The 16,935-nt window shown below is 70.4% G+C and carries 16 protein-coding genes; 8 read left to right on the forward strand and 8 right to left on the reverse strand.

Translation table 11 applies throughout. The annotated features are described in order from the left end of the window. Positions 1 to 146 precede the first annotated feature (146 nt). Both ftsH and folE read left to right on the forward strand, forming a co-directional pair. Positions 147 to 2,174: an ATP-dependent zinc metalloprotease FtsH gene (gene ftsH / locus ABR738_RS23215; protein WP_350231903.1), complete on the forward strand. Its 2,028-nt coding sequence runs from the start codon at positions 147 to 149 to the stop codon at positions 2,172 to 2,174. A 125-nt stretch (positions 2,175 to 2,299) separates the two neighbouring features. Then, a complete protein-coding gene (gene folE, locus ABR738_RS23220) occupies positions 2,300 to 2,905 on the forward strand; it encodes a GTP cyclohydrolase I FolE (protein WP_350231904.1) in 606 nt (201 codons plus the stop codon). 71 nt (positions 2,906 to 2,976) lie between these two features. On the opposite strand, the gene ABR738_RS23225 is transcribed toward folE, so the two are convergent. The 6 genes from ABR738_RS23225 to ABR738_RS23250 all read right to left on the reverse strand — a co-directional run bounded on the left by ABR738_RS23225 (position 2,977) and on the right by ABR738_RS23250 (position 6,562). Further along, the gene (locus tag ABR738_RS23225) at positions 2,977 to 3,456 is read right to left on the reverse strand and encodes a DUF3180 domain-containing protein (RefSeq protein WP_350231905.1); all 480 of its coding nucleotides are present in this window, start codon (positions 3,454 to 3,456) and stop codon (positions 2,977 to 2,979) included. Between the two features lie 127 nt (positions 3,457 to 3,583). Continuing rightward, positions 3,584 to 4,198, reverse strand: coding sequence for a 2-amino-4-hydroxy-6-hydroxymethyldihydropteridine diphosphokinase (gene folK, locus ABR738_RS23230; RefSeq protein WP_350231906.1), 615 nt, complete (start codon positions 4,196 to 4,198; stop codon positions 3,584 to 3,586). Continuing rightward, positions 4,195 to 4,554: a dihydroneopterin aldolase gene (gene folB / locus ABR738_RS23235; RefSeq protein ID WP_350231907.1), complete on the reverse strand. Its 360-nt coding sequence runs from the start codon at positions 4,552 to 4,554 to the stop codon at positions 4,195 to 4,197. Before folB ends, folK begins: the two co-directional genes overlap by 4 nt. Positions 4,555 to 4,750: 196 nt before the next feature. Then, positions 4,751 to 5,218 carry a nuclear transport factor 2 family protein gene (locus ABR738_RS23240; protein ID WP_350231908.1) on the reverse strand — a complete coding sequence of 156 codons (468 nt, stop codon included), beginning with the start codon at positions 5,216 to 5,218 and terminating at the stop codon, positions 4,751 to 4,753. After that, on the reverse strand, positions 5,215 to 6,087 hold the full coding sequence (gene folP, locus ABR738_RS23245; protein ID WP_350231909.1) for a dihydropteroate synthase: 873 nt from the start codon (positions 6,085 to 6,087) through the stop codon (positions 5,215 to 5,217). Before folP ends, ABR738_RS23240 begins: the two co-directional genes overlap by 4 nt. Positions 6,088 to 6,103: 16 nt before the next feature. Beyond that, on the reverse strand, positions 6,104 to 6,562 hold the full coding sequence (locus tag ABR738_RS23250; protein WP_350231910.1) for a MarR family winged helix-turn-helix transcriptional regulator: 459 nt from the start codon (positions 6,560 to 6,562) through the stop codon (positions 6,104 to 6,106). A 131-nt stretch (positions 6,563 to 6,693) separates the two neighbouring features. Between ABR738_RS23250 and ABR738_RS23255 the strand changes: the two genes are divergently transcribed. Continuing rightward, entirely contained in the window at positions 6,694 to 8,193 is a 1,500-nt protein-coding gene (locus tag ABR738_RS23255; RefSeq protein ID WP_350231911.1) for an MFS transporter, read from the forward strand. A 378-nt stretch (positions 8,194 to 8,571) separates the two neighbouring features. On the opposite strand, the gene ABR738_RS23260 is transcribed toward ABR738_RS23255, so the two are convergent. Then, positions 8,572 to 10,413 carry a phosphatidylglycerol lysyltransferase domain-containing protein gene (locus tag ABR738_RS23260; RefSeq protein ID WP_350231912.1) on the reverse strand — a complete coding sequence of 614 codons (1,842 nt, stop codon included), beginning with the start codon at positions 10,411 to 10,413 and terminating at the stop codon, positions 8,572 to 8,574. A 149-nt stretch (positions 10,414 to 10,562) separates the two neighbouring features. On the opposite strand from ABR738_RS23260, the gene ABR738_RS23265 reads away from it, so the two are divergent. After that, positions 10,563 to 11,675 (forward strand): alpha/beta hydrolase, encoded by a 1,113-nt coding sequence (locus tag ABR738_RS23265; RefSeq protein WP_350231913.1) that lies wholly within the window; start codon positions 10,563 to 10,565, stop codon positions 11,673 to 11,675. Here ABR738_RS23265 and ABR738_RS23270 read toward each other — a convergent pair. Then, positions 11,662 to 12,816 carry an ABC transporter ATP-binding protein gene (locus tag ABR738_RS23270; RefSeq protein WP_350231914.1) on the reverse strand — a complete coding sequence of 385 codons (1,155 nt, stop codon included), beginning with the start codon at positions 12,814 to 12,816 and terminating at the stop codon, positions 11,662 to 11,664. The two genes, ABR738_RS23265 and ABR738_RS23270, sit on opposite strands and share 14 nt — an antisense overlap. Before the next feature lie 218 nt (positions 12,817 to 13,034). On the opposite strand from ABR738_RS23270, the gene ABR738_RS23275 reads away from it, so the two are divergent. The 4 genes from ABR738_RS23275 (at position 13,035) to ABR738_RS23290 (ending at position 16,689) form a co-directional block, all read left to right on the forward strand. Then, positions 13,035 to 13,715: an ABC transporter permease gene (locus tag ABR738_RS23275; RefSeq protein WP_350231915.1), complete on the forward strand. Its 681-nt coding sequence runs from the start codon at positions 13,035 to 13,037 to the stop codon at positions 13,713 to 13,715. Then, positions 13,715 to 14,383: an ABC transporter permease gene (locus ABR738_RS23280; RefSeq protein ID WP_350231916.1), complete on the forward strand. Its 669-nt coding sequence runs from the start codon at positions 13,715 to 13,717 to the stop codon at positions 14,381 to 14,383. Before ABR738_RS23275 ends, ABR738_RS23280 begins: the two co-directional genes overlap by 1 nt. Before the next feature lie 111 nt (positions 14,384 to 14,494). After that, on the forward strand, positions 14,495 to 15,490 hold the full coding sequence (locus tag ABR738_RS23285) for an ABC transporter substrate-binding protein (RefSeq protein WP_350231917.1): 996 nt from the start codon (positions 14,495 to 14,497) through the stop codon (positions 15,488 to 15,490). A gap of 86 nt (positions 15,491 to 15,576) precedes the next feature. Beyond that, positions 15,577 to 16,689, forward strand: a complete 1,113-nt coding sequence (locus tag ABR738_RS23290) for a serine/threonine-protein kinase (protein WP_350231918.1) — start codon at positions 15,577 to 15,579, stop codon at positions 16,687 to 16,689. The last annotated feature ends 246 nt before the right edge of the window (positions 16,690 to 16,935 follow it).

The following is a 16,935-nucleotide window of genomic DNA, read 5'->3' on the forward strand; positions in this document are numbered from 1 at the left end:
GCCGTACCGTGCGACCACGGGTGACAATGCTGGGGTACCGTCCGAAGAACAGTCTTTACGCAGAGTCTTAGTCAGCCTTACTCAGTCATAGTCACAGCAGCATTTACCTACGGGCAGGAGGGACGGGGCGTTCTCGCTCCGTATGGATGGACGTGAAGCGATACTTCCGTGGGCCGGTCATGTGGATCGTGCTGGCCGTCCTCGCCGTGGTCGTGCTGATGCAGGTCGTCGGCTCGGGTGGCGGCTACAAGACGGTCGACACATCCGATGTCGTTCAGGCGATCAGCAACAAGCAGGTCGAACAGGCCAAGATCACCACAGGTGACAGTCAGGTCATCAAGATCGACCTGAAGAGCGGCCAGAAGGTCAAGGGCAGCAGCAAGGTCCAGGCGAACTACATCGGGGACATTCAGGCGAGCTCGCTGGCCGACCAGCTCCAGGGCAGCGTCAAGGCCGGTGACATCCCCAAGGGCTACACCGTCTCGCCCGACAAGCAGAACGCCTTCGTCGGGATCCTGCTCTCGCTGCTCCCCTTCGTCCTCATCGTCGTGGTCTTCCTGTTCCTGATGAACCAGATGCAGGGCGGCGGCTCCCGAGTCATGAACTTCGGGAAGTCCAAGGCCAAGCTCATCACCAAGGACACCCCGAAGACGACTTTCGCCGACGTGGCGGGGTCCGACGAGGCGGTGGAGGAGCTCCACGAGATCAAGGAGTTCCTCCAGGAGCCGGCGAAGTTCCAGGCCGTCGGCGCCAAGATCCCCAAGGGCGTACTGCTGTACGGCCCGCCCGGCACGGGCAAGACGCTCCTCGCGCGCGCCGTCGCGGGTGAGGCCGGCGTCCCGTTCTACTCGATCTCCGGTTCCGACTTCGTCGAGATGTTCGTCGGTGTCGGCGCCTCCCGGGTCCGCGACCTCTTCGAGCAGGCCAAGGCGAACGCCCCGGCGATCGTCTTCGTCGACGAGATCGACGCCGTGGGACGCCACCGCGGCGCGGGCCTCGGCGGCGGTCACGACGAGCGCGAGCAGACCCTCAACCAGCTGCTCGTCGAGATGGACGGCTTCGACGTGAAGGGCGGCGTCATCCTGATCGCCGCCACCAACCGGCCCGACATCCTCGACCCTGCGCTGCTGCGCCCCGGCCGCTTCGACCGCCAGATCGCGGTCGACCGCCCGGACATGCAGGGCCGTCTGGAGATCCTGAAGGTCCACCAGAAGGGCAAGCCGGTCGCCCCGGACGTCGACCTGTCGGCCGTCGCGCGGCGCACGCCGGGCTTCACCGGCGCGGACCTGGCGAACGTGCTGAACGAGGCGGCGCTCCTGACCGCGCGCAGCGACCGCAAGCTGGTCGACAACAACGCGCTCGACGAGGCGATCGACCGCGTGGTGGCGGGTCCGCAGAAGCGCACGCGGATCATGTCCGAGAAGGAAAAGAAGATCACCGCGTACCACGAGGGCGGTCATGCCCTGGTCGCCGCGGCCTCCCCCAACTCGGACCCGGTCCACAAGATCACGATCCTGTCGCGCGGCCGGGCCCTGGGCTACACCATGGTCCTGCCCGACGAGGACAAGTACTCGACCACGCGCAACGAAATGCTCGACCAGCTGGCGTACATGCTGGGCGGGCGCGCGGCCGAGGAGCTGGTCTTCCACGACCCGACGACGGGCGCGGCCAACGACATCGAGAAGGCCACGGCCACCGCTCGCGCGATGGTCACGCAGTACGGCATGACCGAGCGTCTTGGCGCGATCAAGTTCGGCGGCGACAACACCGAGCCGTTCCTCGGCCGTGAGATGGCGCACCAGCGCGACTACTCGGAAGAGGTCGCGGCGCTCGTCGACGAAGAGGTCAAGAAGCTCATCGAGACGGCGCACAACGAGGCCTGGGAGATCCTGGTCGAGAACCGCGACATCCTCGACAAGCTGGTTCTGGAGCTCCTGGAGAAGGAGACCCTGAGCAAGGAGCAGATCGCCGAGGTCTTCTCCGGCATCGTCAAGCGCCCGGCCCGTCCGGCCTGGACCGGCTCCTCGCGGCGTACGCCGTCGACGAGGCCGCCGGTGCTCTCGCCCAAGGAGCTGGCCCTGACCAACGGTGCCACCACGAGCGCCAACGGCTCGGCGCCTCTGGAGACCCCCACGGAGGCCCTGCCGGCCCCCGAGGACCGTCCGGAGGCCTGAGCCCGAGGGTTCCTCGACGGACCCGGAATGCAGGTCGCGCCCCCCAGGTTTTAGCCTGTGGGGGCGCGGGTGTTTTCCGGCCACGCGCCACCCGCCCTGAACGACAGTCGAGGAACGAGGCACAGATGACCGACCCGGTGACGCTGGACGGCGAGGCCAAGATCGGCGATTTCGACGAGCAGCGGGCCGAGAACGCCGTGCGCGAACTCCTCATAGCGGTCGGCGAGGACCCGGACCGCGAGGGCCTTCGCGAGACGCCGGCGCGGGTGGCACGGGCGTACAAGGAGATCCTGGCGGGTCTGCGGCAGGAGCCCGAGGACGTTCTGACGACGACGTTCGATCTGGGGCACGACGAGATGGTCCTGGTGAAGGACATCGAGATCGTCTCGGTATGTGAACATCACCTTCTCCCGTTCCACGGAGTGGCCCACGTCGGCTACATCCCGGCCGAGTCCGGCAAGATCACCGGTCTGTCGAAGCTGGCCCGGCTGGTGGACGTCTACGCCCGCAGGCCCCAGGTGCAGGAGCGCCTGACCACGCAGGTCGCCGACTCGCTGATGCGGATCCTCGACGCGCGTGGCGCGATCGTGGTGATCGAGGCCGAGCACATGTGCATGTCCGTACGCGGCATCCGCAAGCCGGGCGCGAAGACCATGACGTCTGCGGTGCGCGGGCAGCTGCGCGACCCGGCGACGCGCAGCGAGGCGATGAGCCTGATCATGGCCCGCTGAGGCGGCCCAACTCCCCTGGGCGGCCTGTCGGTTGACCGCAGGCCGTGGCAGGGGGCGGCCGCACCCCGGGGTCAGGTGGCGGGGGCCTTGGTGTCGTCCTCGTCGTCGGGCAGCTTGCACACGCGCTCGAGGAAGAACGCCGCGGCCACCACGGCGATGCCGGCCAGGACCGAGAACCCGGCGTAGATCGCCTGGTCGCGGCGGGACGGCACGTCGAGATAGCTCAGGAGATAGACGCCGGTCCCGCCGTACATCCCGCACACCAGGGCCGCCACCAGGGCGCTCGCCTGGCCGAAGACCACCGCGCGCGCGGCCATCAGGGGCTCGACGCCCTTGGCGCCCGGCCGGCGCTCGCGCTGGGCGCGCAGCCGGGAGCGGATGGACAGGGCGGTCGCCAGCAGGATCGCGGCGATCACGGCGAGGACGATGGGCGCGGCGATCGGGACGCTCGGCAGGGTGGCGACCGAGTCCCACAGCCGGGCGCCGGCCCAGGAGAGCACTCCGGCGATGACGAACAGTCCGGCCAGTACGCCAAGCCGCAGTTGCTTCACGGAGTAGTGCCCTTCGCGTCTCTCGGTGGTCTTGTCGAGGCCGGTGCGCCGTCGAGGCCCCGGGGACGCGGGGGCGGCCCCACGTCCCGCCGCGCCCTGGGGTGGCCGGCCTTCGGAAGCGTAACGACTACTCGGGCAGACGAAGTTCCAGGTCGGCGCGTGGCAGTACGCCTTCGTGGCCGACGCCGTTCAGGAGATCGGCCACCGGGCCCCGGCCGGGCAGCTGCGCCTCGGGCTCCACGTCGTGCCAGGGGGCGAGCACGAAGGCCCGCTGGTGGGCGCGCGGGTGGGGGAGCGTCAGGAGCGGGTCGTCGGAGACGATGTCGGCGTAGGCCACGATGTCCACGTCGATGGTGCGCGGGCCCCAGCGCTCGTCGCGGACCCGGTCGAAGGCCTCCTCGATGGCGTGGCCGCGCTCCAGGAGCGAGGCCGGGGGCAGAGTGGTCTTCACGACGACGACCGCGTTGAAGTACGAGGGCTGGGAGCCGGGATCGACGCCCCAGGGCTCGGTCTCGTACACCCGTGACACCGCTTTGACGCGCAGACCCGGCGTGTCCTCCAGCGCGTCGATGGCGCCCTGCAACGTCTCCAGGCGGTTGCCCAGGTTCGAGCCGAGGGCGATGACCGCGCGGCGCGGGTTGGACAGCGTCACATCGGCCGCGTCGACCTGCTCGACCACGGAGGCGGGCACGGGCTGTACGGTCGGGTCGCTCTGGGCGGCCCCTTGCGAATACACGCTCATCCTCGGCTCCGGGTGATGGTGATGGTCACGTCGTCGAACGGGACGGTGATCGGCGCGTCGGGCTTGTGGACGACCACCTCAACTTCCTGGACGCCTTCGTGCTTGAGGCACTGCTGGGCGATCCGCTCCGCCAGCGTCTCGATCAGATCGACGGGCTCGCCCTGGACGACGTCGACCACTTCCTCGGCCACCACGCCGTAGTGCACGGTCTTCGCCAGGTCGTCGTCGGCCGCCGCGGGGCGGGTGTCGAGGCCGAGCACCAGGTCCACGATGAAGGTCTGGCCCTCCTCGCGCTCCCGGGGGAAGACGCCATGGTGCCCACGGGCCTTGAGGCCGCGCAGCGCGACACGATCCACGCGAATCACTCCTGCTGTCGTTGGTCAGACGGACATGCGGCCGCGTGCGGGCGGCACGTGCCCGCCATCGAATCTACCCGCGGGCACTGACAGTGCTCGCCCATGGGGGCTATGGACAGATCCTGACAGGCCTGGTAGCCGCCCCTACCCGATGGCTTCGCGTTCAACCCTCGAAACCCCCCGAACGTGCCCGGTTTCAGCCCTCGTCCGGTTCCGGCTCCTCGCCACCCGATTCGGAGAGCACCGGCGAGCCGTGGTGGGACCACAGCCGCCAGCCATCGGATGTGCGGCGGAACACATTGGTGGCGACCACGAGCTGGCCCACCAGCGGCCCCAGTTCGCCGCTCTCCTCGGCGGGGCCGCCGCTGAGGATGTTCTCGGTGCAGGTCACCAGCGCGGTGTCGCCCAGGATGACGACCTTCACGTCGGTCAGGAAGAACTGGATGTACTCCGTGTTCGCCATGATCAGCGCGTACGAGCGCAGTACCTCGCCGCGCCCGGAGAGCACGGGCCAGCCCGGGTGGACGCAGGAGATCCCGGTGTCGCCGGCCTCGGTGGCGTCGAGCCAGAGGTCGGACAGCTCGTCGAAGTCGCCCCGCTCCAGGGTCTCGTAGAACGCGGTGTTGGCGCGCTCGACCGCTTCGCTCTCGGCGTGCGGGCTCACCGGGCTCCCTCTACGGCGCGCGCCACGCGGACGGCGTCGGCGGTGGCCCGCACCTCGTGGACGCGTACCGCCCAGGCGCCCTCGTGGGCGGCTATGGCGGAGACGGCGGCGGTGGCGGCGTCGCGTTCGCGGGCGGGTGGCGGTGCGCCCTCGTCGCCGGCCAGGACGCGGCCGAGGAACCGCTTGCGGGACGCGGCGACCAGGACGGGGTGGCCGAGCGCGCGCAGCTCGGCGAGGTGGGCGACCAGCGCGAGGTCGTGGCCGGCCTGCTTGGCGAAGCCGAGGCCGGGGTCGACGACCAGGCGCCCGGGGGCGATGCCGCCCTCGACGACGGCCTCCAGGCGCGCGCGGAGTTCCGCGACGACCTCGGCCACCACGTCCCCGTACACCGCGCGGCTGTTCATGTCGTGGCTGAAACCGCGCCAGTGCATGACGACGAAGGGGGCGCCGGTGGCGGCGACGGCGGGGATCATCGCGGGGTCGGCGAGGCCGCCGCTGACGTCGTTGACCAGGACCGCGCCCGCCGCTACCGCCTGTTCGGCGACGCGGGCGCGCATGGTGTCGACGGAGACGGTGACGCCTTCGGAGACCAGGCCCCGCACGACGGGCAGGACCCGGCGCAGCTCCTCGTCCTCGTCCACCCGGGAGGCGCCGGGGCGGGTGGACTCCCCGCCGACGTCCACGAGGTCGGCCCCTTCGGTGACGAGGTCGAGGCCGTGCTTGACGGCGATCGAGGTGTCGAACCACCGGCCGCCGTCGGAGAAGGAGTCGGGCGTCACATTGACCACGCCCATGACCGCGCAGCGGTCCCACTCGGGCAGGCCTTCGACTGCCCCCCGTCCGGCCGGCCGTCCGTTCAACGTACGCATGCGTCAAGCGTAGGCGTCAGGCGGGGGTTCCCGGACCATGCCCGGGGGCGGGGAAGAGGCGCTGGAGGAGATCGTGCAGGGCCACGCGGTCGGCGTCGGGCAGCGAGTCGAGCGCGGCGTGGGTGGCGAGCATGCCGGTCCTGACCGTCTCCACGGTGCGCGTGCCCTCCTCGGTGAGGACGACGTTCTTGACGCGGCGGTCGGTGGGGCTCGGCTCGCGGCGCACCAGGGCGCGGGCCTCCAGGCGGTCGACGATCCCGGTGACGTTGGAGGCGTCGCAGTGCAGGGTCGTGGCCAGGGAGCGCATGGAGGCGGGGCCCCGGCGCAGCACGGTGAGGGTCTTGGCCTGGCTGGAGGTGAGGCCCTCGTCGGCGGCCGCCGAGGTGAAGTCGCCGTAGAAGCCGGCCAGTGCGTCCCAGATGGCGTCCATGAGCGTGAGGTTGCCGGCGGCGGGGCGGCTGGTTCCAGGGGGCATGGCGTCCACTGTAACCCCCGGTCCGGCCGAAACTTGACTACCTCAACCTTTGAGCTTTACCTTCATTAAGTTGCTTGAGGTAATCAAGCTTCGCTCTGCTCAAGTACCTCTCCAGCCGTACGGAAGAAACAGTGACCACTAACCAACGTCCCAGCGGCGGCACCGGGCTCGTCCTGGTCCTCGGCCTCGCCGCCATGGTCGTCTCGATGATGCAGACCCTGGTCGTGCCGATCCTCGGCATCATCCAGAACGACCTCGGCACCTCCACGTCCGGTGTCAGCTGGGTCACCACCGCGACCCTGCTCTCCGCAGCCGTCTTCACCCCGTTGCTCGGGCGCTTCGGCGACATGCACGGCAAGAAGCCGACGCTGATCGGTGTGCTCGTGGTCATGGTCGCGGGCTCCGTGCTCGCCGCCACCACCAGCTCCCTCACCCTCCTGATCGTGGGCCGGGTGCTTCAGGGCGCGGCCACCGCGATCTTCCCGCTGGCGCTCTCCGTCCTGCGCGAGGAGATACCGCAGCAGAAGCTGCACGGGGCGATGGCGCTGGTCAGCGGCACGCTGGCGTTCGGCAGCGGGCTCGCGCTGGTCGGTGCGGGTCTGCTCACGCAGGGCTCGCACCCCGACTACCACCGGGTGTTCTGGCTCGCCGTGATCCTCGCGGTGCTCGCCCTGGTCGCGGTCATCGTCGTCGTGCCCGCCTCCCGCAACAAGACCGGCGGACGCACCGACTGGCTGGGCGCGGCCACCCTCGCGGCCTTCCTCGTCCTGCTCCTGCTGCCCATCTCGCAGGGCCACGAATGGGGCTGGTCCTCCGGCCGTACGATCGGCTTCTTCGTCGGCGCCGTGGTCATGGCCGGGGTCTGGGTCCTGGTCGAGCGCCTGGTCGCCGCGCCCATGGTCGACATGCGGATGTTCGCGCACCGGCCGGTGCTCTTCACCAACCTGGCCGGGCTGCTGCTCGGCTTCGCGATGTTCTCCCAGTTCATCGGCGTCTCCTACCTGGTGCAGATGCCGGACAAGCTGACCGGGTACGGGTTCTCGGCGACCGTCCTGCGCGCCTCCGTCGAGTACCTGTTGCCGACCACCCTCGTCTCGCTGATCGCGGCGCCGCTCGGCGGGCAGCTCGTGGGGCGGATCGGGGCGCGGTTCACGCTCGCGGCGGGCGCGGCCTTCGGTGTGCTCGGCTTCGCCTGGCTGACCGGGGCGCACGACTCGACGGCGTCCGTGATCCTCGCGGGCATGCTGATCGGTGCGGCCATCAGTTTCGGGTACGCGGCGATGCCGGCGCTCATCGTGGCGAGTGTTCCGCACCACCAGACCGGGATCGCCAACGGGATCAACTCCATCTCGCGGTCCGTGGGGTCGGCGATCGCCAGTGCGGTGATCACTTCGTTGCTGGCGTCGAAGGTGCTGTCCGGGTTGCCGAAGGGGGTGCCTCCGCTTCCCGCGGAGAGTCAGTTCACGCTGTCCTTCGCGTTGGCCGGGGGTGCGTTCGTGCTGGTCATCGCGGTTGCGCTGGTGGGGCTCTCCGCCGATCGGCGGCGGCGGGTCGAGGCGGAAGTGGTTTCCTCTTCGGCAGACGTGGAGGCGGGGGCGGGGGCGGCTGCGCCGTCGCTCGAGCGGGCCTGAGGTGGGCCGGGGTCGGGATGCGACGCCCCGGGGCTCCGCCCCGACCCCGGTTTCTGGCCCCTCCCCGCCCCTTCCCTGAACCCTCCGGGGGTGAAGGGACCCTGGGGCTCCGCCCCAGACCCCGTCCGGCCTGAACGGCCTCGCTCCTCAATCTCCCTCAAGGCCGTAAGGGCCAGGGGGCCCCACGACGGGCTGAGGCGGCCGGTGCGGGCCGGCATCGGATGCCCAGGGGCGCGGGGAACTGCGCGAAGGGCGGGTTGCGGGTGCCGCCCTGGCCGGTACCGGATGCTCAGGGGCGCCACGTGCGGGCCCGGGCAACGGCAAACCCCGGCCTCGGCGTTTGCCGGGACCGGGGTCGGGGGCCGAGGGCCCGCAGGGTCAGGCCGCGTGGGGGGTCTGTTCCTTCGGCGGCACGTGCGCGCATGCCCGTTCCCGCCGTGCCGCGCGCGTGAGGCGGGCCAGGGGCCCCGGAAGGCCCAGGTTCACGAAGCCCTCCGCCTGCATCACGGCGAAACCGATGCGGGGGAGGTCGGCATGGGCCCGGTACACCATGAAGCGCGGCTCCCACCGCGGCTGGAACTTCGCGTTGAACTTGTACAGCGACTCGATCTGGAACCAGCGGGACAGGAAGACCAGCAGCCCGCGCCACATCCGGAGCACGGGCCCCGCCCCGATCTTCTCGCCGCGCGCCAGCGCCGAGCGGAACATCGCGAAGTTCAACGAGACCTGCTTGACGCCGATCTTCTCGCACGCCTGAAGCGACGCCACAATCAGGAGCTCGTTCATGCCGGGGTCGGCCGAGCGGTCGCGGCGCATCATCTCCAGGGACATGCCGTCCTTGCCCCACGGGACGAAGTGAAGGATGGCCTTCAGGTCGCCGTAAGGGGTCGGGGTCTCGCCCTCCTCGTCGGCCTTGTGGGCCGTCGCGATCACACAGTCGCCGTCGTTGGGGTCGCCGATGCGGCCGAGCGCCATCGAGAAGCCGCGCTCGGTGTCGGTGCCGCGCCAGTCCTCGGCGGCCCGGCGGATACGTTCCAGCTCCCCCTCGGACAGGTCACGAACGCGCCGCACGCGGGTTTCGTAGCCATTGCGCTCGATGCGCTTGACCATCTGGCGTACGTTCCGCATGGCGCGTCCGGCCAGGGAGAAATCCGCGACGTCCACCACCGCCTCGTCACCCAGTTCCAGGGCGTCGAGTCCGGTCTCGCGGGTCCAGACCTCGCCGCCGGTCTCGGAGCAGCCGACGACCGCCGGCGTCCAGGAGTGCGCCTTGGCCTCGTCCATGAAGCGCTCGATCGCGCCGGGCCAGGCCTCGACGTCGCCGATCGGGTCGCCCGACGCGAGCATCACGCCGGAGACGACGCGGTAGGTGACGGCCGCCTTGCCGCTGGGCGAGAAGACGACGGCCTTGTCGCGGCGGAGCGCGAAGTGGCCGAGCGAGTCCCGTGCGCCGTGCTTGGCGAGCAGGTCGCGCAGCTTGTGCTCGTCGTCCTCGGTGAGGCGGGCGGCGGGGTGCTCGGGCCGGAAGGCCAGGTAGATCGTGGTGACCGCGGTGAGCAGACCGAGCGCGCCGAGCGAGTAGCCGACGGTCCAGCTGGTCTTGCCCTGGTACTCGACCGGGCCCTCGAAGCCGAAGAGGCCGAACATCACGTGCTGGATGCGGTCCACGATGCTCGGATTGCCGACCGTGCGGTTGGGGTGCACGCTCACGATGACCAGGCCGAGGCCCAGTGATCCCGCGCCCATCAGGAAGAAGTTCGCCACCGCCTTCCAGCGGCTGCGCGGGTCGGGCAGCGCGGTGAACTCGCTCCGGTGGCGGACCAGCAGCGTGAGAAGTACCAATGAGATCAGTACTCCGACGACGGAGTGCCGGTACCAGAACTGGGCCAGCGCCCCGATCGGTAGCAGCACCACGGCGGCCCGCCAGGCCCGCCGCTTGCGGCGCTTCAGGCCGTGCGCGAGGAGCAGCAGCAGGATGCCGGCGCAGAGCGCCACGGCCGCCGCGAAGGGGCCGAAGGTGCCCGGCAGCACTTCGCTGACGGTGTGGAACCGACTGTGCCGGACGCGATCGAAGACTCCGGCCGCCACGTCCAGGAGGCCTACGACAGAGCAGGCCGTACCGACCACCTTGGGAACCGACTCGGGGCGCGGCCCGCGGAGGACCTTTCGTACACGAGTCGGAACCGATCCGTTTTTGTCCCCATCTATCCTGACAGACATCGCTTCCCGTGACTCCGCGAGAGATTCAGTTGGCCGGGGGCGGCGTCCATGCCGTCCAGCCGGTCAATGTGCGCCCTCTAGGACGGGACTTGTGAGGGGCGGGTTCCCTCGGTTTCAGGAAAATCTCAGCCAGAAAGTTTCATCGACTCATGGGTCTCACGAGCAACAAGGTCCTGGCACTCGCCGTGTTCCTCGCGGTGGTGCTGTTCGGGGTCACCATCTGGTTGTGGCCGCGCCTGGCGCGCCGCAGCTGGAAAGCCGTGACGGGCCGGATCGGGCTGCTGCTCGCGACCCAGCTGGCGATCTTCGCCTCGGTCGGTCTGGCGGCGAACAACTCGTTCCTGTTCTACGGATCCTGGGCCGACCTGTTCGGCCAGGAGCAGGGCATGGGCAAGGTCGTGGACCACTCGGCGGGCGGCAAGAACGTCCAGGTGCTCTCCCAGCAGAAGCCGGACACTCCGGGCGCGGGAAAGCCGCAGGTGGGGGGAGAGATCCAGAAGATCGCCCTGGTGGGTGAGAAGTCGAAGATAACGAGCCCGGCCTATGTCTATCTGCCGCCCGAGTATTTCCAGAAGGCGTACGAGAACAAGACCTTCCCCGCCTCGATCGTGCTGACGGGCTACCCGGGCACCGCCGAGAACCTGCTCAAGGGCCTGCGGTATCCGAAGACGGCCTGGGCGCAGGCCAAGCAGAAGAAGTCGCAGCCGATGATCCTGGTCATGATGCGCCCCACGGTGGCCGGCCAGCGCGACACCGAGTGCGTGGACATACCGAACGGGCCGCAGACCGAGACGTTCTTCGCCAAGGACGTTCCGGGCGCGATCTCCGCGCACTACCGCGTCGGCACCAAGCCGCGGAACTGGGGCTTCATCGGCAATTCGACCGGCGGCTACTGCGCCCTGAAGATCGGCATGCACCACCCCGAGCAGTTCGCCGCGAGCGCGGGCCTGTCCGCGTACTACAAGGCGGCCGACGACCCGACCACCGGTGACCTCTTCCACGGCAACGAGCAGGAGAAGAACCGGGCCAACCTGCTGTGGAGCCTGGACCACCTGCCGACGGGCACGTCGTCCTTCCTGGTCACCAGCTCCCTCTCGGGCGAGGACAACTACAAGCCGACGCAGTCCTTCATCAAGAAGGTGAAGGCGCCCGGCCGCGTGTCCTCCATCACGCTCGACAGCGGCGGGCACAACTTCAACACCTGGCGGCGCGAGATCCCGCCGACCCTGGAGTGGATCAGCGGACGGCTCAGCGCGAGCTGACCGACTCCACCGATTCGACCCGCACCTCGGTGCGCGGCACCGCGTTCGCGTCCGCGTCGATGGAGCGGCGCAGCGCCTCGTGGAGCCGGGCGGGGGTCAGGACGCCGAGGAAGCGGCCGCGCTCCTCGCGGTCGATCACCGCGATCCAGCCCGCGTCGTGCTGGAGCATCGTGGCGAACGCCTGCTTGAGGGAGGCGCCGACCGGCAGCCAGGCCTCCATCCGCCGGGCGTGCTCGCGCACCGTGCCCGTGCCGAGCCGGGCCTGCTCGCCCGAGATCCAGCCGTGCAGGTTGTCGTCGCTGTCCAGGACGACGGCCCAGCGCGCGATGTCGGCGGGAAGCGGATCGTCGAGATGGACCACGGGCGGCTGCTCCAGGTCGCTCTCCTCGATGGGTGTCACCGAGAGCCGCTTGAGGCCCCGGTCCGCGCCGACGAAGTCCGCCACGTAGTTGGTGGCGGGGGCGCCGAGCACGGCGGCGGGGGCGTCGAACTGCTCGATGGAGCCCTGCCCGTAGACGGCGATGCGATCGCCGAGGCGGACCGCCTCCTCGATGTCGTGGGTGACGAACAGGACCGTCTTGCGCACCTGCGACTGGAGCTTGAGGAATTCGTTCTGCAACCGCTCGCGCACCACCGGGTCGACCGCGCCGAACGGCTCGTCCATCAGCAGGACCGGCGGATCGGCCGCCAACGCCCTTGCCACGCCCACCCGTTGGCGCTGGCCGCCGGACAGCTGCTCGGGATGGCGCGAGCCGTACGTCTTGGGGTCGAGGCCGACCAGGTCGAGGAGTTCGGCGGCGCGCCGGTGGGCCGCGGCCTTCTTGACGCCGAGCAGATGCGGGACGGTCGCGGTGTTCTCCAGGACCGTCTTGTGCGGGAAGAGCCCGACCTGCTGGATCACATAGCCGATGCGGCGCCGCAACTGGACGGGGTCGACGGACGCTATGTCCTCGCCGTCCACCCATATCCGCCCCTCGGTGGGCTCGATGAGACGGTTGACCATCTTCATCGTGGTGGTCTTGCCGCACCCCGACGGGCCGACCAGGGTGACCAGTTCACCCTCGGCCACCTCGAAGGAGAGATCGTCCACGGCGATGGTGCCGTCGGCGTACCGCTTGGTGACGTGCTCGAACCGGATCATGGGTCCCCATTGTGAAGGCTGGCGGGCGCGCTTGTGTGAAGCCCATGTTGCGGTACCCCGAAGGCTCACGGCGATTGTCAGTGCCCGGGGATAGGGTTTGGTACGTACGTTCGGAGAGCCGGGACGCAGGCCAGGATCCATGCCGGGATTCAGGGGGGCCGGGCCGGGTATCAGAGCACGGGTATCGGCACCGGGTGCGGTGCGAGGGAGGTGGGGGAATGGCGGCCGGCTGTCTGGCGGCGAACGACTGGATCTGCTGGGAGTACGTCAGCTCCCGCAGCCAGGAGCTGACCGACGCGACGGTCCAGCACATCTGGATCACCGCCGTCTCGGTGGTGATCGGGCTGCTCGTCGCCTTCCCGCTCGCGCTGCTCGCACGCGGGCGCAAGGGCGTCGCGGCCACCGTCCTCGGCTTCACGACCGTGCTCTACACGGTGCCCTCGCTCGCCATGTTCGCCCTGCTGCTCCCGGTGTTCGGCCTCTCGGCCGGCCTGGTGATCACGGGCCTCGTGCTCTATTCGCTGACGATCCTCGTGCGCAACATCCTGGCCGGGCTCGAATCGGTGCCCGCCGACGCGCTGGAAGCGGCCCGGGGCATGGGATACGGACGTATACGCCTGCTCTTCGAGGTCGAGCTGCCGCTCGCGCTGCCCGCCCTGATGGCCGGGCTCAGGATCGCCACGGTCGCCACGGTCGCGCTGACCACGATCGGTTCCCTGGTCGACCACGGCGGCCTCGGCAACCTCATCGAGCAGGGCCTGCCCACCTTCTTCAAGGCGCAGATCCTCACCGCCTCGGTGCTGTGCGTGGTGCTCGCCGTCGCCGCCGACCTGCTGCTCCTCGGCGTCCAGTGGCTGCTCACCCCGTGGACGCGTATCCGTACGGCGAAGGCGGTCTGATGGGAGTCTTCACCCAGGCGTGGACGTGGCTGACCACCGGCGCCAACTGGTCGGGCCAGGACGGCGCCTGGCACCGCCTGGGCGAGCACGTCTACGTCAGCGCGCTCGCCCTGGCCGTGTCCTGCCTGGTGGCCCTGCCGCTCGCGCTCTGGCTCGGGCACATCGGCAAGGGCGGGGCGCTCGCCGTCAACATCTCCAATGTGGGCCGCGCGATACCCGTCTTCGCGGTGCTGGCCCTGTTCATGGTGACGCCGCTGCGCAACGCGGGTTATCTGCCCACCGTGATCGCCCTGGTGCTGTTCGCGGTGCCGCCGCTGCTGACCAACGCCTATGTCGGCATGCGCGGGGTGGACCGGGCGGCGGTGGAGGCGGCGCGCGGCATGGGGATGTCGGGGCGTCAGGTCTTCCTCCAGGTCGAGCTGCCGCTGGCCTACCCGCTCATCATGACCGGGCTGCGCTCCGCCGCGGTGCAGATCATCGCCACGGCGACGATCGCCGCGATGGCGGGGCTCGGAGGGCTCGGGCGGATCGTCACGGAGGGGTTCGCGGTGTACGACACCCCGCAGGTGGTGGCGGGGGCCCTGCTGGTGGCGGGGCTCGCGCTGCTCGTGGAGGGCGCTCTGGTGGCGCTCGACCGCCTCTTCAGCCCGCTGCGCAAGCGCTCGTGACCCAGGCCCCGGCCGTGCCCGCCCCCTCCTTGTGTCTCTCCGATCCCTTACGCCCCCTCAGTTGTCCGCGACACCCCTGATCACGCGACGCCTTCCGATTGGTGAACCCTGATGAGCAAGATCCTGCGCACGACCGGTGCGGTGCTCGGCACCCTCGCCCTGGCCGGCACGCTCGCCGCGTGCGGCGGCGACAGCCTGGAGAAGAGCAAGGACAAAAGCGCTTCAAGCACGTCCGGCGGGTCCAGCAGTACGGGCGGCGGCAAGAAGGGCTCGCTGGTGATCGGCGCGGGCGGCTTCACCGAGTCGTCGGTCCTGGCGGAGCTGTACTCCCAGGTCCTGGCTGACGCCGGGTATGCGACCTCGATCACCACCGTGAAGAACCGGGAACTGTACGAACCCGCCCTGGAGAAGGGCGAGATCGACGTCGTACCGGAATACGCGGCCACGCTCACCGAATTCCTCAATGCCAAGGTGAACGGCGACAAGGCGAAGGACAAGCCGCTGGCCTCCAGCGATGTCACCGCCACGCTGGGCGAACTGACCAAGCTCGCGGAGCCCCGGGGCCTGAAGGTTCTCCCGGCCGGCGGCGCGGTCGACCAGAACGCGTTCGCGGTCACCAAGGAATTCGCCGCCAAGAACCACCTCAAGACTCTTTCGGACCTGGGCGCTTCGAAGATCGGGGTGAAGGTCGCCGCCGGTGACGAGTGCAAGGTGCGGCCCTTCTGCGCGCCGGGCCTGACCGCCAAGTACGGCATCGACGTCACCGGCATCGACCCCAAGGGCGTCGGCACCCCCGGCGCCAAGCAGGCGGTCAAGGACGGAGTGGACCAGCTGGTGCTGACCACCACGACCGACGCCACCCTGGACACCTACGGCCTCGTGCTGCTCCAGGACGACAAGAAGCTCCAGAACGCCGACAACGTGCTGCCGGTCGTCAATGCCAAGGAAGCGGGCAGCCAGGAGATAGCCGACGCGCTCGGCAAGCTGACCAAGGCGCTGACGACCGACGATCTGGTCGGCCTCAACCGCAAGGTCGACGCCGAGCGGGCCAAGCCGGCCGATGTCGCCAAGCAGTATCTCCAGTCGAAGGGACTGATCAAGAAGTAGCCGAATTTGGCGATCGGAGTAACCGCAGGGAAACAGATTGGCAGGCGAGGGTCCATATGGCGTCTACACACGGTAAATTTCAGGCCATGCCACGTGGACGCCACCGTCATTCCCCTCCGCTGCACCGGCTCCTTCAGCCGTCGGCCGTCGCCGGCGTCTCGGTCATCTGCGCCGGTGGCGCCTGGCTCTTCGATCAACCGGCGGTGCTCAGGGCGCTGGCCGCCGCGGCCGCCGCGGCCTGTGTCACCGGCTCCGTCCTGATGCGCTCCTGGGACCGGGCCGCCGGCCGCCGCGTCGCCGAGCTGACCCGCTCGCGCGCGGCCGACCAGTGGCGCACCGAGGAGCGGATCGCCGAGCTCGAGGGCGAGTTGGAGGAGTCGCGCGAGCTGCGCGGCCGCCTCGACGCCAAGCTGCGCGCCAAGCGCAAGGAGCTGGCCGGGCTGCGCGGCGAGCACGCCGCCCTGCTGCGGCGCTACGCCAACGCCGAGACCGAGCGGGCCAGCGCGCTGGAGGGCCGGCGTCAGCTCGCCCTCGAAGCGGGCGGGCCCAAGGCCCTTGCGCGCTCGGGCAGTACGCCCACGCCGGAGTCCTATCTGGCGGCCGCCCGCGCCCTGGAACGCCTCTCGCTGAGCGCCGAACGCCAGGCGAAGGCCCGCGCGCAGGCCGGCGCGGCGCGGTCCGGTGACGACCCGGCGCGGTCCGGGGCCGGCGCCCGGGAGGCGGAGGAATCCCGGGGGAAGCCCTCGGCGGTCCTCGGCAGCGGGGAGCACACCCGCCCGGCGACCGCCCTCACCGCCAAGCCCCGCCAGGCCGAACTCCCCGCGGCGCCCGCGCCGGTGGCGTCGGCCGTGGTGCCCCATCCGGCCCGCCGCGCCGTGCGCCCCGAGGGCAGCTTCGACTTCTTCGGCACGGGTGGCGCGCAGGACCCCCAGCGGTCCGGGGAGGCCCAGCCGGCGGATGCCGACGAGACGGCCGAGCCCGTCGCGGACGCCCGGCAGGTCCCGGACGCCCGGCAGGCGGTGGCCGCCGCGATCGAGGCCGTGCAGGACGAGGACCTTGCCGATGTGGTGGGCGCCGAGGTGCTGGCGAGCCGGGCGCAGCAGGGGCCCGAGAAGGTCGTGGGCGAGGTCATCGACCTGACCGCGCACGACGAGACGGAGCAGCTTGACGTGGTGCGGCTGCGCACCGCGATCTCGTAACACCCGTTCGCGGCACGGCACGGCACGCCGCCTCGGCGCCGCGCCCGTTCGCCGGACGGCACGCGGCCTCGGCGCCGCGCGCGTTCGGGGCACCAGCATCCGTTCTCAGCCCCACCCGTTCTCGGCGCCCCCGTTCTCGGCGCCCCCGCGCCGGGCGCCCCCGCGCCGGGCGCCCCCGCGCCGGGCGCCCCCGCGCCGGGCGCCCCCGCGCCGGGCGCCCCCGCGCCGGGCCGTGCGACGAGGTGG

Source organism: Streptomyces sp. Edi4 (assembly GCF_040253615.1).
Classification (GTDB): domain Bacteria; phylum Actinomycetota; class Actinomycetes; order Streptomycetales; family Streptomycetaceae; genus Streptomyces.

Coding starts and splice junctions, on each gene's coding strand:
- ftsH (WP_350231903.1), top strand. CDS start 147: ATGGACGTGAAGCGATACTTCCGTGGGCCGGTCATGTGGATCGTGCTG.
- folE (WP_350231904.1), top strand. CDS start 2,300: ATGACCGACCCGGTGACGCTGGACGGCGAGGCCAAGATCGGCGATTTC.
- folK (WP_350231906.1), bottom strand. CDS start 4,198: ATGAGCGTGTATTCGCAAGGGGCCGCCCAGAGCGACCCGACCGTACAG.
- folP (WP_350231909.1), bottom strand. CDS start 6,087: ATGCGTACGTTGAACGGACGGCCGGCCGGACGGGGGGCAGTCGAAGGC.
- ABR738_RS23250 (WP_350231910.1), bottom strand. CDS start 6,562: ATGCCCCCTGGAACCAGCCGCCCCGCCGCCGGCAACCTCACGCTCATG.
- ABR738_RS23260 (WP_350231912.1), bottom strand. CDS start 10,413: ATGTCTGTCAGGATAGATGGGGACAAAAACGGATCGGTTCCGACTCGT.
- ABR738_RS23265 (WP_350231913.1), top strand. CDS start 10,563: ATGGGTCTCACGAGCAACAAGGTCCTGGCACTCGCCGTGTTCCTCGCG.
- ABR738_RS23270 (WP_350231914.1), bottom strand. CDS start 12,816: ATGATCCGGTTCGAGCACGTCACCAAGCGGTACGCCGACGGCACCATC.
- ABR738_RS23275 (WP_350231915.1), top strand. CDS start 13,035: ATGGCGGCCGGCTGTCTGGCGGCGAACGACTGGATCTGCTGGGAGTAC.
- ABR738_RS23280 (WP_350231916.1), top strand. CDS start 13,715: ATGGGAGTCTTCACCCAGGCGTGGACGTGGCTGACCACCGGCGCCAAC.
- ABR738_RS23285 (WP_350231917.1), top strand. CDS start 14,495: ATGAGCAAGATCCTGCGCACGACCGGTGCGGTGCTCGGCACCCTCGCC.
- ABR738_RS23290 (WP_350231918.1), top strand. CDS start 15,577: ATGCCACGTGGACGCCACCGTCATTCCCCTCCGCTGCACCGGCTCCTT.